General features: G+C 33.2%; 16 protein-coding genes. 10 read left to right on the forward strand and 6 right to left on the reverse strand.

Annotated features, from left to right (window positions below):
* The first annotated feature begins 6 nt into the window (after positions 1–6).
* The 4 genes from ruvX to mazG all read left to right on the forward strand — a co-directional run bounded on the left by ruvX (position 7) and on the right by mazG (position 2,347).
* Positions 7–423: a Holliday junction resolvase RuvX gene (ruvX, locus tag UMM65_RS00440; RefSeq protein ID WP_321974477.1), complete on the forward strand. Its 417-nt coding sequence runs from the start codon at positions 7–9 to the stop codon at positions 421–423.
* Between the two features lie 8 nt (positions 424–431).
* Positions 432–1,010, forward strand: a complete 579-nt coding sequence (def, locus tag UMM65_RS00445) for a peptide deformylase (protein ID WP_321974478.1) — start codon at positions 432–434, stop codon at positions 1,008–1,010.
* Between the two features lie 6 nt (positions 1,011–1,016).
* Positions 1,017–1,430 (forward strand): DUF5606 family protein, encoded by a 414-nt coding sequence (locus UMM65_RS00450; RefSeq protein WP_321974479.1) that lies wholly within the window; start codon positions 1,017–1,019, stop codon positions 1,428–1,430.
* A gap of 140 nt (positions 1,431–1,570) precedes the next feature.
* The gene (gene mazG, locus UMM65_RS00455) at positions 1,571–2,347 is read left to right on the forward strand and encodes a nucleoside triphosphate pyrophosphohydrolase (protein ID WP_321974480.1); all 777 of its coding nucleotides are present in this window, start codon (positions 1,571–1,573) and stop codon (positions 2,345–2,347) included.
* Between the two features lie 18 nt (positions 2,348–2,365).
* On the opposite strand, the gene UMM65_RS00460 is transcribed toward mazG, so the two are convergent.
* Positions 2,366–2,938 carry a hypothetical protein gene (locus tag UMM65_RS00460; RefSeq protein ID WP_321974481.1) on the reverse strand — a complete coding sequence of 191 codons (573 nt, stop codon included), beginning with the start codon at positions 2,936–2,938 and terminating at the stop codon, positions 2,366–2,368.
* 110 nt (positions 2,939–3,048) lie between these two features.
* On the opposite strand from UMM65_RS00460, the gene UMM65_RS00465 reads away from it, so the two are divergent.
* The 3 genes from UMM65_RS00465 (at position 3,049) to rluF (ending at position 5,735) form a co-directional block, all read left to right on the forward strand.
* Positions 3,049–4,143 (forward strand): Nif3-like dinuclear metal center hexameric protein, encoded by a 1,095-nt coding sequence (locus UMM65_RS00465; RefSeq protein WP_321974482.1) that lies wholly within the window; start codon positions 3,049–3,051, stop codon positions 4,141–4,143.
* Between the two features lie 4 nt (positions 4,144–4,147).
* The gene (locus UMM65_RS00470) at positions 4,148–4,918 is read left to right on the forward strand and encodes a zinc ribbon domain-containing protein (protein ID WP_321974483.1); all 771 of its coding nucleotides are present in this window, start codon (positions 4,148–4,150) and stop codon (positions 4,916–4,918) included.
* An 85-nt stretch (positions 4,919–5,003) separates the two neighbouring features.
* Positions 5,004–5,735: a 23S rRNA pseudouridine(2604) synthase RluF gene (gene rluF / locus UMM65_RS00475; protein WP_321974484.1), complete on the forward strand. Its 732-nt coding sequence runs from the start codon at positions 5,004–5,006 to the stop codon at positions 5,733–5,735.
* A gap of 87 nt (positions 5,736–5,822) precedes the next feature.
* On the opposite strand, the gene UMM65_RS00480 is transcribed toward rluF, so the two are convergent.
* Positions 5,823–6,179 carry a hypothetical protein gene (locus UMM65_RS00480; protein ID WP_321974485.1) on the reverse strand — a complete coding sequence of 119 codons (357 nt, stop codon included), beginning with the start codon at positions 6,177–6,179 and terminating at the stop codon, positions 5,823–5,825.
* A gap of 66 nt (positions 6,180–6,245) precedes the next feature.
* A complete protein-coding gene (locus UMM65_RS00485; RefSeq protein ID WP_321974791.1) occupies positions 6,246–8,879 on the reverse strand; it encodes a valine--tRNA ligase in 2,634 nt (877 codons plus the stop codon).
* Between the two features lie 139 nt (positions 8,880–9,018).
* Between UMM65_RS00485 and UMM65_RS00490 the strand changes: the two genes are divergently transcribed.
* Entirely contained in the window at positions 9,019–9,480 is a 462-nt protein-coding gene (locus UMM65_RS00490; protein WP_321974486.1) for a DUF1573 domain-containing protein, read from the forward strand.
* Positions 9,481–9,665: 185 nt separating this feature from the next.
* Here the strand turns inward: UMM65_RS00490 and UMM65_RS00495 are convergent, their stop codons facing one another.
* The gene (locus UMM65_RS00495) at positions 9,666–10,985 is read right to left on the reverse strand and encodes a retropepsin-like aspartic protease (RefSeq protein WP_321974487.1); all 1,320 of its coding nucleotides are present in this window, start codon (positions 10,983–10,985) and stop codon (positions 9,666–9,668) included.
* Between the two features lie 177 nt (positions 10,986–11,162).
* On the opposite strand from UMM65_RS00495, the gene UMM65_RS00500 reads away from it, so the two are divergent.
* Both UMM65_RS00500 and murB read left to right on the forward strand, forming a co-directional pair.
* Positions 11,163–12,353 carry a pyridoxal phosphate-dependent aminotransferase gene (locus UMM65_RS00500; protein ID WP_321974488.1) on the forward strand — a complete coding sequence of 397 codons (1,191 nt, stop codon included), beginning with the start codon at positions 11,163–11,165 and terminating at the stop codon, positions 12,351–12,353.
* Entirely contained in the window at positions 12,353–13,360 is a 1,008-nt protein-coding gene (gene murB, locus UMM65_RS00505; protein ID WP_321974489.1) for a UDP-N-acetylmuramate dehydrogenase, read from the forward strand. Before UMM65_RS00500 ends, murB begins: the two co-directional genes overlap by 1 nt.
* Positions 13,361–13,702: 342 nt before the next feature.
* Here murB and UMM65_RS00510 read toward each other — a convergent pair whose 3' ends face one another.
* Both UMM65_RS00510 and UMM65_RS00515 read right to left on the reverse strand, forming a co-directional pair.
* A complete protein-coding gene (locus UMM65_RS00510) occupies positions 13,703–14,284 on the reverse strand; it encodes a porin family protein (protein WP_321974490.1) in 582 nt (193 codons plus the stop codon).
* 24 nt (positions 14,285–14,308) lie between these two features.
* Positions 14,309–15,085 (reverse strand): membrane metalloprotease, encoded by a 777-nt coding sequence (locus tag UMM65_RS00515; RefSeq protein WP_321974491.1) that lies wholly within the window; start codon positions 15,083–15,085, stop codon positions 14,309–14,311.
* Positions 15,086–15,146 lie beyond the last annotated feature (61 nt).

A 15,146-nucleotide genomic window follows, 5' to 3' on the forward strand; every position in this document is an offset into this window, starting at 1 on the left:
AATTATATGGCTCGAATTTTAGCAATAGATTATGGTAAAAAAAGAACTGGAATTGCCGTTACGGACGAACTGCAACTTATTGCATCTGGTCTTACCACTGTAGCTACACATGAGTTTTTTGATTTTTTAAACGATTATCTTAAACAAGAAAAAGTTGAACTTTTCTTAGTAGGCGAACCTAAACAAATGAACAATCAAGTTTCGGAAAGTGAAGCCCTAATTATTCCTTTTATTAATAGATTAACAAAGTTGCATCCAACAATTCCTATTAAAAGAGTTGACGAACGTTTTACCTCAAAAATGGCATTTCAGACTATGATAGATAGTGGTCTAAAAAAAAAACAGCGACAAAATAAAGCATTAATTGACGAAATTAGTGCAACAATTATTTTACAATCGTATCTTTACAGCCTTAAAAATTAAAATTACAAATGGTATTACCCATAGTTGCTTACGGAGATCCTGTTTTGAGAAAAGTAGGGGCGGAAATAGATAAGGATTATCCAAACTTAAAGGAGCTTATTGAAAACATGAAAGAAACCATGAAAAATGCTCGTGGTGTTGGCTTGGCAGCTCCCCAAATTGGTAAAGCTATTCGTTTATTTATTGTTGACACCTCGCCATTTAGTGAAGATGATGAGCTAAGTAAGGAAGAACAAAAATTTTTAAAAAACTTCAATAAAGTATTTATAAATGCTAAAATTACTACTGAAGAAGGTAATGAATGGGCATTTGCCGAAGGTTGTTTGAGCATTCCCAATATTAATGAAGATGTCTTTAGAAAGGAAAAGTTAACCATTGAGTATTTTGATGAAAATTTTAAAAAACATGTTGAGCATATTGATGGATTGGCTGCTAGGGTCGTTCAACATGAATACGATCATATAGAGGGAATTTTATTTACGGATAAATTATCATCATTAAAGAAAAGGTTGTTAAAAAAGAAATTAAATAATATAAGTAAAGGAAATATTGACGTTGATTACAGAATGAGATTTCCAAAAAAATAATAATATATGACTTTAGAAAAAATAGTTGCCATAACCGGAAAACCGGGATTATATGAAATCGTTTCACAAACCAAAGGCGGATTACTGGTACAATCCTTAATTGATAAAAAAAGAATGCCCGTAAATGCCATGCAGAACGTGAGCGTACTTAATGATATTGCTATTTATACTTATGAAGATGAGATGCCATTGCGAAATATATTGAAAAATATGGCAGAAAAATTAAACAATAAAGAAGCCCTTAGCCACAAAGAGAGCAATGATAAACTAAAATCTTTTTTTAGCGAAGTACTGCCCAACTACGACGAGGAAAGGGTTTATGCTTCTAACATTAAAAAAGTGGTACAGTGGTACAATGTACTTGCTGCCACTAATTTTGACTTTTCTTCAATTAAAGAGGAAAGTGACGAGGAAGAGTAAGCCCTTCCCTAGCCTTCCCCTTTTGGGAGGGAACTTGAAGCATACTCTATTATAAAAACTTAATGAACTTATAAATAGAAGTTCCGATAATTTCCCTGGGGGGAAATGCCCAAAGGGCAAAGGGAATTAACTAAAAGAACATGTCCAGAAAAGAACATTTATCCGCTTTTAAACGTCTGTTAGATATAATGGATGAGCTACGTGAAAAATGTCCTTGGGATAAAAAGCAAACCCTTCAATCACTACGACATTTAACTATTGAAGAAACCTATGAACTAGGAGATGCCATACTTGATAATGATCTTCAAGAAATTAAAAAAGAGTTAGGCGATCTTTTACTACATATTGTTTTTTACGCAAAAATTGGATCCGAAACCAACGATTTTGATATAGCCGATGTTGCCAATACTATTTCTGATAAATTGATTAGCCGACATCCTCATATTTATGGTGATGTTGATGTGAAAGATGAAGAAGAAGTCAAACAAAATTGGGAAAAATTAAAACTAAAAGAAGGTAAAAATAGCGTATTAGAAGGCGTTCCAAAAAGTTTGCCCGCCATAGTGAAAGCCAATAGAATTCAGGATAAAGTGGCAGGAGTAGGTTTTGATTGGGAAGAACCCCATCAGGTTTTTGATAAAGTTAAAGAAGAAATTTTAGAACTGGAATCTGAAATTAAAAAAGGGAATACCGAAACTATCGAAAGTGAATTTGGTGATGTACTTTTCTCTCTGATAAATTATGCCAGATTTATAAAAGTAAATCCTGAAAATGCCTTAGAAAAAACGAACAAAAAGTTTATAAAACGCTTTCAATTTTTGGAAGAAGCAGCAAAAAAAGAAGGGAAACAACTTTCTGAAATGACTTTAGCCGAAATGGATGTGTATTGGGAGGATTCGAAAAAAGATGAGTCTTAAGATTTTAGATTTGATTTTCTAAAGTAAATACCGACCTTTCTGTTTTAAAGGATAAATATCCAACTCATGAGCAACTTCTTTATGTCCGGCCCAATGTTTTTTAATTTGTAAATTAATATTGTAACGCAGCTTATAAAACTCTAAAATTTGATCTAATTTTTGCTTCTTTAATTTTGCAATTTTGATATTACTTCTGTAGAGATTTAACGGTGCAATTGCAAAGATTAAAAGGCTAATACCTATTGAAACTAAAATAACCATGGTGCCGAATCCACGAATTCCGAGTATGCTTTCATGTACAATTAAAGAAAATCCATATTTATTTGCGAGAAACAACCCAAAATAAATTATGGCTATTCCAATTAAAGTAAAAATTATCAAATGCCCGATAGTATCAACTTTAGTTCTTTTTACCAAATCAAGTTCAACGTTTACTTCCAATATTTTATCTTCTAAAGTTTTTCCAAAATTAATGATGTCACAAGTTTCTTTAAAATCAGGTTTTTTTTCTGTGATACCACAATATACACCTTCTTTGAAGTCATAGCGTTGATTTTCACATAAAAGGCAATGCTCGGTTTTTCTGATCATAATTACAGTTATCAAAAATAATCAAAAATTGAGTTTAAGTCTGCGGTTTTTATATCCACTTTTGATATTTATTTGTAATTTGGCATTTGAATTTTGATTTTTCGCAAACCATGACCATAAAAGACATTACCAACTCCCTTGAAGAAATTGCACCCCTTTATTATGCTGAAGATTTTGATAATGTAGGCCTTTTGGTTGGTAATTACCAAACCGAAGTTACAGGAGTGTTGGTTACTTTAGATACTTTAGAGAGCGTGGTTGACGAAGCTATTGCAAAAAACTGCAATTTAATAGTAAGCTTCCACCCTATTATTTTTTCTGGGCTTAAAAAAATAAATGGAAACAATTATGTAGAACGTATTGTGCTAAAGGCTATAAAAAATGACATTGCCATTTACAGTATTCACACGGCTTTGGATAATTCGGTCAAAGGTGTTTCGGCAATGATGGCTCAAAAATTAAATCTATCAAATACAAAAATCTTACTCCCAAAATCTGGATTTATAAAAAAACTGACCACTTATGTGCCAGACACAGCTGCCGATAGAGTCCGTAGAGCTTTATTTGAGGCAGGTGCAGGTGCTATTGGCAATTACGAAAATTGTAGTTATAATATTCGTGGGCTGGGGACTTATAAGGGCAATGAAGAATCCAATCCAGCTATTGGAAAAAAAGGGGTTTTACAACAAGAAAAAGAAACTTTCATCAGCGTTATTTTTGAAAAACATTTAGAAAACAAAGTACTAACCGCACTTTTTAAAAATCATCCTTACGAAGAAGTAGCTTATGATGTTATAACTACCGATAATACACATCAAAATATCGGTATGGGTATGATTGGTGAACTGCCCGAACCAGTAAACGAGGATGAATTTTTATCGTTATTAAAAAGTACATTTAATTTAAAGGCGATCAGGCATTCAAATTTGCTGAATAAACCTATAAATAAAGTAGCGGTTTTAGGGGGTTCGGGCAGTTTTGCCATTGATGCGGCTAAAAGCTCAGGTGCTGATATTTACGTTTCGGCAGATTTTAAATATCACGATTTCTACAAGGCTGAAAATCAAGTAGTTTTAGCAGATATTGGGCATTATGAAAGCGAACAGTTCACAAAAAATCTTTTGGTAGATTATCTTACAAAAAAATTCCGTAATTTTGCAATCGTTTTATCAGAAATAAATACAAATCCTATCAATTACATATAAACAAATGGCAAAAAAAGAATTAACCGTAGAAGATAAACTAAGAGCTTTATACGATTTACAATTGATTGATTCTAGAATTGATGAAATTAAAAACATGCGTGGTGAACTGCCGCTTGAAGTTGAAGATTTAGAAGATGAAATTGAAGGTTTAAACACTAGGTTAAACAATTTTAACAATGAGATTGAGAACTTAGAGACCAGCATTAAAAATAGAAAAAATACAATAGAAGAAGCTAAGGCTCTCATCAAAAAATATACTACGCAACAAAAAAACGTTAGAAATAACAGAGAGTTTGATTCTATTAGTAAAGAGATTGAATTTCAAGAACTTGAAATAGAATTGGCCGACAAGCACATCAAAGAATTTTCTGCAAAAATTGAGCAAAAAAATGAAATTATTGGTGCTGCCAAAGAAAAATTAAAAGAAAAAAATTCTCACTTAAAGCACAAAAAAGGCGAACTAGATGCAATTTTAGCCGAAACGGAAAAAGAAGAGAAAATGTTGCACAAAAAATTTGCCGATTACAGTAAATTAATTGATGAACGTCTTTTAAACGCTTATAAAAGAATTAGAACCAATGTAAAAAACGGATTGGCAGTAGTTCCCGTTGAAAGAGGAGCTTCAGGTGGTTCTTTCTTTACCATTCCGCCTCAACAAATAGTTGAAATTGCAACCCGCAAAAAAATTACAACTGACGAGCATAGTGGAAGAATTTTAGTAGATGCCCAATTAGCAGCCGAAGAACAACAAAAAATGGAAAAGTTATTTTCTTAATAACTTACCTCAACTCAATATTAATAAACCCATTGGCTTTGCTCAATGGGTTTTTTCTTTTTATTTTGCATGTAAATTCAATAAAGTGAACGAAACTACAGGAACCCGAATCAATAAATACCTTAGTGAAGTTGGCTATTGCTCTAGAAGGGCGGCCGACAAATTGATAAATGAAGGTCGCGTTACCATAAATGGTAAAGTGCCTGAATTAGGTACAAAAATTTTGCCTGAAGATGAAGTTAAAGTAAACGGAAAACTAATTTCCGAACCTAAAGACAAGCCTGTCTATATTGCTTTCAATAAACCGATTGGTATAGTTTGCACCACAGATACTAGAGTAGAAAAAGACAATATTATTGACTACATTAATTATCCATCTAGAATTTTTCCTATTGGCAGATTGGACAAACCAAGCGAAGGACTTATCTTTTTAACCAATGATGGCGATATCGTTAATAAAATATTACGTGCAAGAAACAACCATGAAAAAGAATATATTGTTACAGTTAATAAGCCTATAACAAAAGATTTTATTCAAAAAATGGGAAATGGTGTTCCTATTTTAGACACCGTTACTCGTAAATGCAAGGTGGTGCAATTGAATAAAAATCAGTTTAAAATTGTTTTAACCCAAGGTCTGAATAGACAAATTCGTAGAATGTGCGAATATTTAGATTACCGAGTAACTAAATTAAAAAGAGTTCGGATAATGAATGTAAATTTGGATATTCCCATTGGGCAATGGCGTTATTTGACAGAAAAGGAATTGAACGAAATTAATCGATTGGTAGCAGATTCTGCTAAGACTATTGAATAGTTAGTTGTTAAGGTTAAATAATGTTTTAGGATGAGATTTTTATTACAACGCTCACAAATAAATTATGAACTTCGTTCAACTCAACTTTTATGATTTTTCTATTTCAAAGATAGCCCAGTTCAAAACATTAAAAGCGTTATTACAATATAGTGAGGATTCAGATTTATTAAATATCAATTCTACTTCATCTTCTTTTCGGTCAAATGTTATAATCCAAGGAGAACAGATTCGATCAGTTAATTCAATTGATTCTAAAATAGAGTTGTTCAATCCTGATATTTCTCCTACAATTTCAATTCTGTACGAATTTGTTAATTTCTCATATTTTGAAATTTCAAATCCGTTTTCAGAATTAAGTTTTTCACATATCAATTTCGCAAACCTCTTTCCTTTTTCAACAGAATTTTGGTTTTCTGTTATTAAAACTAATCGGAATTTTTTCATTCTTTCAAATTCACTACAATCATATAGTATATTACATGGTTATCGTTTAAATATCTTAAACAAGACTTAATCTAAACTCGCCAAACTTGCTTTTAACGTTTCAATTTTAGCAATTGCATCTGCTTCTTTTTGCTTTTCGCTTGCCACCACTTGTTCGGGTGCATTGGAAACAAAACGTTCGTTTGATAATTTTTTCTGAACAGATTTTAAAAACCCTTCGGTGTAGTTTAACTCTTCCGTTAATTTCTTAATCTCATCTTCAACATTTACAACTCCAGAAATGGGAATAAAATATTCGTTGGATTTTACCCTAAAAGTCAATGCTCCTTGAACTGCTTCGTTAACCGTTTCGATACTTTCTAAATTACCCAATTTTTTAATTACATCATCAAAAACAGTTGATGTTTTTTCATTGTTCAATACAGAAAATTCTATTTTCTCTTTAAACGATATATTTTTTTCTTTACGGATGTTTCTAATTCCAGAAACTACTTCTTTGGCAAAATCGAATTGTATTATCAATTCAGTATTTACTTTTTTGCCTTTTGGCCATTCCGCTATGATTAAAGCTTCTTCGAGACTTCTATCATCCATAAATTGCCAAATTTCTTCTGTTAAAAATGGCATAAACGGATGCAATATTTTTAGATTACCCTCGAAAATAGTGATGATACTTTTATAGGTTTTACCATCGATAGGTTCACCATAATTAGGTTTGACCATTTCTAACAACCATGAACAGAAATCATCCCAAATTAATTTATAGGTCGTCATCAAAGCATCTGATAACCTATATTTACTAAAATGGTCTTCTATTTCTAACAAAGTTTGCTGGAAATTAGCTTCGAACCATTCAATGGCAATTCTGCTTGAATTTGGTTGATTGATATTCCTATCAGTTTCCCACCCTTTTACCAATCTAAAGGCATTCCAAATTTTATTGGCAAATTGTTTGCCCTGTTGGCAAAGATCTTCATCGAACATTAAATCGTTACCAGCAGCAGAACTTAACAGTAAACCTACACGAACACCGTCCGCCCCAAACTCTTCGATCAATTTTAAGGCATCGGGGGAATTACCCAACTGTTTGCTCATTTTACGGCGTTGTTTATCACGAACCAACCCTGTAAAATATACATTCTCAAATGGCCTTTCATTTTTAAACTCATAGCCTGCTACAAGCATTCTTGCCACCCAAAAGAATAGAATATCTGGACCCGTAACTAAATCATTTGTGGGATAATAATATTGAATATCTTCATTTTCAGGATTGCGAATGCCATCGAACACACTCATTGGCCATAACCAAGAAGAAAACCAGGTATCTAAAACATCGTTGTCTTGTCTTAAGTTTTCAATCTTTAGATTTTCATTATTAGATTTGGCTATTGCTTTATCTAAAGCCTCTTCCCTACTTTCGGCAACTACAAAATCTTCTTTACCATCCCCAAAATAATAAGCAGGAATCCGATGCCCCCACCATAACTGACGAGAGATATTCCAGTCTCGAATATTTTCCATCCAATGTCTGTACGTATTTTCAAATTTTTTAGGGAAAAACTTTACTTCCTCGGTTTCCAAAACGGCCTTAATGGCAGGTTTCGCCAATTCTTCCATTTTTAGAAACCACTGATCCGAAAGTCGTGGTTCAATAACAGCTTTGGTACGTTCCGATGTTCCCACTTTATGAATATGTTTTTCGGTTTTAACCAAATAACCTTTTTCTTCTAATTCTTTGGCAATTTCCTTTCTAACCACGAACCTGTCCTTACCCTCATAGTGCAATCCGAAACTATTTAGTGTGGCATCTTCATTAAAAATGTCAATTACCTCCAAATTGTGCTTATCTCCTAAATTTTTGTCATTTTCATCATGTGCGGGGGTTACTTTTAAGCAACCCGTACCAAATTCAACATCCACATATTCGTCCTCTATAATCGGAATTACCCTATCACACAGAGGAACGATTGCTTTTTTTCCTTTTAGATGGGTAAAACGCTCATCGTCAGGATTGATGCAAATAGCGGTATCACCTAAAATAGTTTCTGGTCGTGTGGTTGCAATAGTTACTTTCTCATCACTGTCAACAATTTCATACTCTAAATAATATAAATTTCCTTGGCGTTCCTCGTAGTTTACTTCTTCATCAGACAACGTAGTTTTAGCTTCTGGATCCCAGTTTACCATTCTAAAACCTCTGTAAATCAATCCTTTATTATATAAGTCGATAAAAACCTTTATTACAGATTCGCTCATGTTATCATCCATGGTGAATTTGGTTCTATCCCAATCACAAGAACATCCCAACTTCTTCAACTGCTCTAAAATAACACCACCATATTCATGTGTCCAGTCCCAAGCATGTTTTAGAAACTCTTCGCGTGAAAGGTCTTTTTTATCGATTCCCTGTTCTTTAAGTTTAGCAACCACCTTTGCTTCCGTAGCAATAGAAGCATGATCGGTTCCTGGCACCCAACATGCATTTTTACCTTGCAATCTGGCACGTCTGATAAGCACATCTTGAATAGTATTGTTTAGCATGTGCCCCATATGTAAAATCCCAGTCACGTTTGGCGGAGGAATTACGATGGTATATGGCTCTTTTTCGTTAGGTTCGGAGTGAAAATAATTGTTTTTCATCCAGTAATCGTACCATTTGCTTTCTACTTGACTAGCATCATATTTAGAGGGAATACTCATGTTTTTGGTATCATTTTTGATTCTATTAGGCAAAGTTACAATTATACGGCATTTGTACTAACAATATGTATAAAATTTAGTCGTTATAATTTTTAATAGAAATTTGTATCTTTATACCTTTAAAAAAATTCTAAATAAAATGAAAAAATTAGCAGTATTATTATTTATCGGATGTATTGGTTTTTCTTTAAATGCACAAGAAGATGCTACGGTTGCAAAAGCAGATCCAAACGCTCCAAAATTCAAATTTGAGACCAAAACAGTTGATTACGGTACAATTGAAAGAAATGCCGATGGTATTAGATTATTAAAATTTACCAATGTAGGTAAGTCGCCATTGATTATTTCTTCAGCAAAAAGCACTTGTGGATGTACAGTACCTTCGATACCAAAAGAGCCTATTATGCCAGGAGAAAGTGGTGAAATTGCTGTAAAGTACGACACTAACAGAGTTGGACAAATAGCAAAATCCATTACCATTACTTCTAATGCCGACAGGCCAAAAATTGTAATACCGGTACGTGGAACAGTTAAAAAAGAAAGTAGCTTGACCAAGCTAGAAAAACATGAAAAAAGCATAATTTCTAGCCCTGAACAATAAAATTACAGATTAAATTTAGAGTATTTAATACTGAAAAGCGACCTGATTTGGGTCGCTTTTTTTATTGTCTCACCCGCAATTGCTAAAAATAGCAATTACGACCTCTCCGAGTGCCTCCGCTTCGCAACCGCTAAAGCTTTTAGCGAACGCGGTAAAGCCACGGCGATACGCGGAAGGAGAGTTATTCACAATAGTTTTTCCAACTTAAACTCATATTGCATTTCTATGCCATTTCGCTCTATTAATAATTTTATTTTTTTGCCTTCTTTACTCGAAAACAGATAGGTAATGTCTTGCAATTTATAGTTATATGCAGCCTTTCCGTTAATTTTTAATACAATGTCACCTTTTAACAAACCTGCTTTATAAGCGGGAGAATCTTTTCTTAATTCGGCTATTATATATGACGGCTTTAAGGCATATACATAACTGTAAACCAATTGTACGGTAGATTGTTCGCTTTCATTACCATAATCATTTGCCATACTTTTCTGCCTCTCTCCTACCAAAACATTTCCATTATGAGAGATTTCAATACCGCTCATATTATATAAGAAAGGATCTTTGAAATATTTTGACGGCTTTTTTATGGTCAGCCTTTTGTTGGGATAATCATAAACTATTCTGAATCGTTTTAAAATTTCCGAACCTATGGAACCATTTCTACCTTCATGTTTATATGCTCTTTCTATAGAATTAAAATCAGGATAGGCAACATTCGCATCTTCAAGTATATAACTGCCCAACATTATTTTTTTTATTTTACTTCGTTTACCGTAAACATTACCACTTAAACCTCTGCCTAAATAATCGTTAAAATGTCTTTCGGGTATAGAAATATCTAAACTAGACTCGTCAAAGAGCCATAAAGCATCGCTACCCCCAGAATCAATTAACAATTTAACCGGAATTTCCTTTTCAACATCAACGGTTGCATAGATATAGGGTTTGTTTTTATAAAAATGAAGATCAAAATCTTCACATCTTTTACAGTCCTTATATTTGTAAGTGTCTGGATTGGAAAATTTTACACGCCTTGTAGCATAATTTATTTCCACAATAAAATCTCTAAATAAGTCACCACCAATAATGCCATTAATATCAATGCCCAATCTTGACGAAAGGTCTAAATCTTGACTGTGAATAGCACAGACCATATGCTTATTGTTAAAAATCTTACCTAGTTTAAAGGTATTGTTTTTAGATCTTATAGCGTTAACATGGTCACCTTCGCCAAGACCTCTTAATCTAATCTCTTCAACATTTTTAAGGTTTAAAGAATCTTCTAACTTTAAATTTATGAGTAACGAATTATCTACACCGGTATCTAGTAAAAAGTTAAGTTCTACACCGTTAACTTCTATGGGAATAATTATTAAATTATTAACCATTTTAAAGGAAACTGCGTAACTGTCCTTATTGCCCAAAATATTAAATCTATCTTGAGCGTTGCCGCTTACATATAAATACAGTAATAAAATAATATGTAAAAACCTGACTTTCAAAAGCGTAATATTGTTTTATCTGATTTAAAGTTAGTGAATTATTTGATATTTTTCTTTATTTTATAAAAATTTAACTTTTTAAGAACCTGAAAAGCACTCATTTAATATTTTATATTCTAACATACAAATTGAATAAAATTTCGCAATTTTGTGCTTCTATACTCTTAAATACAAGATATGCCTACAGTTTCTAAAAAAGGAAAATCAATGCCACAATCGCCAATCAGAAAATTGGTGCCTTATGCTGAAAAAGCTATTAAAGCGGGCAAAACCATTTATCATTTAAACATTGGTCAGCCCGATATAAAAACTCCTGAAGTAGCTTTGGAAGCTGTTAAAATACACTCTTTGGACATTTTAGCATATACAAGATCTGAAGGTTCTGAAGAATACCGACAGAAAATTGCCAATTATTATGCAAAAAATGATATTTCTGTTAAACATGATAACATCATTGTTACTACTGGCGGTAGTGAGGCCTTACTTTTTGCATTTGGAAGTATTATGGATGTTGATGACGAAGTTATAATACCAGAACCATTTTACGCAAATTATAACGGATTTTCAACGGCTTCTGGAGTTAATATTGTACCTGTTATTTCCAAAATAGATAATAATTTCGCTTTGCCACCTATTGAGGAATTTGAAAAACTGATTACCTCAAAAACCAAGGCAATTTTAATCTGTAACCCTGGTAACCCTACAGGATACCTGTATTCAAAAGAAGAAATTAAGAAGTTAGCTGCTATTGTTAAAAAACACGATCTATTTTTAATTGCTGATGAAGTTTATAGAGAGTTTACTTATGATGGTCTGGAACATTATTCTATATTACAAGAAATAGGACTTGATGAAAATGCCATTGTAATTGATTCTGTATCCAAACGATATAGCATGTGTGGAGCTAGAATTGGCTGTTTAGTCTCTAAAAACAAATCGGTAATAGAAACCGCTTTAAAATTTGCACAAGCAAGATTAAGCCCGCCAACATTGGCCCAAATTGCAAGTGAAGCTGCATTGGAAACCCCTCAAAGTTATTTTGACAATGTAATTGCTGAATATGTGGACAGACGTAACACCTTAATTAGTGAACTAAAAAAAATAAATGGTGTAAAAGTAGGCACACCAAAAGGTGCTTTTTATTGTATTGTTGAATTGCCCGTAAAAAACACCGACGATTTTGCCCAGTGGTTATTAGAAGATTTTGATGTGAACGGAGAAACGATAATGGTGGCACCGGCCGCTGGTTTTTATTCCACGCCCGGAGTAGGATTAAACCAAGTTAGAATAGCTTATGTGCTCAATAAAGAGAGTTTGGTAAAATCGGTAAATATTTTAAAAGAAGCCCTAAAAGTTTACAAAGACTAATGCAAATTCAACAAGATATTTCCTTAAAACCGTACAATACTTTCGGGATAGACGTAAAAGCAAAACAATTTATTGCGATAACATCAATTGATGAGCTAAAACAACTTTTACAAAAACAAAAAGATTTTTTTGTATTGGGTGGTGGCAGCAATTTATTGTTGACCCAAGATTTTGACAAATTAGTGGTCCATATTGCTTTTAAGGGAATAGAGATTGTTGAAGAAAACGACAATTATGTTATTGTAAAAGCTTCTGCTGGAGAAAATTGGCATCAATTTGTATTGTGGTGCATCAGCCATGATTTTGGTGGCGTTGAAAATATGTCCTTGATTCCAGGAAATGTTGGTACAGCTCCCATTCAAAATATCGGTGCATACGGTGTTGAATTAAAAGATACTTGTACCAAGGTTGAAACCATAGAAATTGAAACAGGTAAAACCCAAACTTTTACCAATGACGAATGTGAATTTGGGTATAGAAATTCCGTTTTTAAAAATGAGTTGAAAGGTAAATATATTATTACCAACGTATTTTTTAAACTTACCAAGAACAACCATAGACTCAATAGTTCTTATGGTGCCATCAGATCTGAATTAGAAAAAAAAGGTATTAAAGAGCCTTCTATAAAAAATATTTCGGATGCCGTAATCGCTATCAGACAAAGTAAATTGCCGGACCCAAAAGAATTGGGTAATAGCGGTAGTTTCTTTAAAAATCCTGTTATTTCAACTACCGAATTTAAAAAATTGCAAGAAAATTTTCCCGATGCACCTCACTATAACGTCTCTGAAACTGAAATTAAAGTCCCAGCTGGTTGGTTGGTAGAGCAATGTGGATTTAAAGGCAAACGTATTGGTAATACTGGTAGTCATAAGAACCAAGCGTTAGTTTTAGTAAATTATGGCAATGCCTCCGGAAAAGAAGTTTACGAATTGTCAAAATTGATTCAAAAAACAGTTTTTGACAAATTTGGAATTGCCATTGAGGCCGAAGTTAATATTATTTAAAAGTTAATAAAAAAAATGAAACTTATTATTCTCAAGGCGAACCTTAGGTATAGATCACTAGTTTTATTTTAAGTCGCAATAGGTAAAACCAAAATTTTATTTTGTTCCACCCAAACTACCGAAAAAGGCAGTTCGGACCTGCCCAACGATAGATCAATAGGAAACCCCGAGGTTGAGCTATCGGGGAGTTATTTAGATTAAATGACGAAGAAGATAATTAATAATTAAAATCTTAAATTTCCTCGTAAAACGAGACCAGAAACTTCTAGAGAGACCTAATGAAATACTTAGTTTTTTACCAAAACATTAATTGTAATTCATTAGCACATAAATTGTAAAAATTTAAATACTAAAACCTACAGAAAACTGCCAAACTCTGTTACGCGGTTTGTTATCCTCGTAAATATCTCCTAATCCTAAATGGTAACGTACACCAAAACTTACACCAGAGTTGGTTTTTACACCGCCTCCAAAACTAAAGCCCCAATCAAAATTGCTGGGTTCAAATTCTTGAGAAATATCAAAAAGGTCAAAATTACTGTCAAACTCTTCCTTGTGCGTTATAGCCAACCCAATTTGGGGACCGGCTTCAACATAAAAATTCTTACTAGGATAAGCCTTTAACAAAATTGGTAAATTAATATAATTGAGTTTTTGTGTAAAAGTTGCCCCGCTATACTTTATTTCGTAACCCTGTTGAGAATACAATAGTTCAGATTGTATTGATAAATAATCACTTAGGAAAGATTCACCAAAAAATCCAGCATGAAAGCTATGTCGTTGACCAGTCTCGCCTTCTCCGTCAAAGCTCACTGCCGCCAAGTTGTAGCCTCCTTTAATTCCAATGTTAGATTCACCTTTTTGTGCGTTTACAACTAATATTGAGCTAAAAAATAACGTAATTATTATAATTCCTTTTTTCATTTTATTTTATTTTTGTGATTTATTTTACTTTCCGCCATTGGCTTTTAAGTCGGCCATACATTGTGCATCTAATTGAGGTGCTACTCCGCCAGAAACCAGATTGGCAATGCCATCACCAGTTTCTGCTGACCAGTACATCAAACAATCTTCAACATTGCAATGTTTTGGGTGCGTATTATCCTCATGATTGCTTTGAAGTGCCGTTCCTAAGTTTGTCAATCCCAAAATATGTCCTAACTCATGGTTGATGACTGTAGTTTCCAAGACATCCCTATCCGGTTCTAGCGGACTATCGCTATAACCGTGTATGGTTTCTTCAAAAATCACAAATGATGTATTTCTATAAGCCGATCCCAACACTACTTTAGATCCGGAATTACTTGCTGATTCTCCATCGGCAAAAAATGCCCAAACCGCAATTTTTGATCCTGAGTTGTATTGAGTTCTGTGTGCGTCTTCTATTGCAATGATTTCTTGAACGGTATAAGGCGAGTTTCCCGTCGATGGTATGGTTTTCATTTGTACGGTAATACCATCAGGTTTATAAATATGCTGCTGTAAAAAGGACTTGAAGTTATTAATCGCTGGTTGTGTTGGCTTATAACCCTCAACGTAAGCCAACTCAACAATCAAACTTGTAAAAGTAGTACTCGATAGCAATTCGTTTGAAGAACTACCGGTAGATTTTTTGTTAGCAGCCGTTGGGTCTCCCGGAATACCATCGGAATTTTCCTCTTTTGAACAAGAAATTATACTTAAACTTACCAAAAAAAGTAACATATAACTTAAAGCCTTTTTCAAAATTTGAATTGTTTAAAATTATTTATTAAACTAACGATTGTCATAACAAAAAATTATATTT

The sequence above is a fragment of the Aureibaculum koreense genome (assembly GCF_034296135.1).
In the GTDB taxonomy this organism is placed as follows: domain Bacteria; phylum Bacteroidota; class Bacteroidia; order Flavobacteriales; family Flavobacteriaceae; genus Aureibaculum.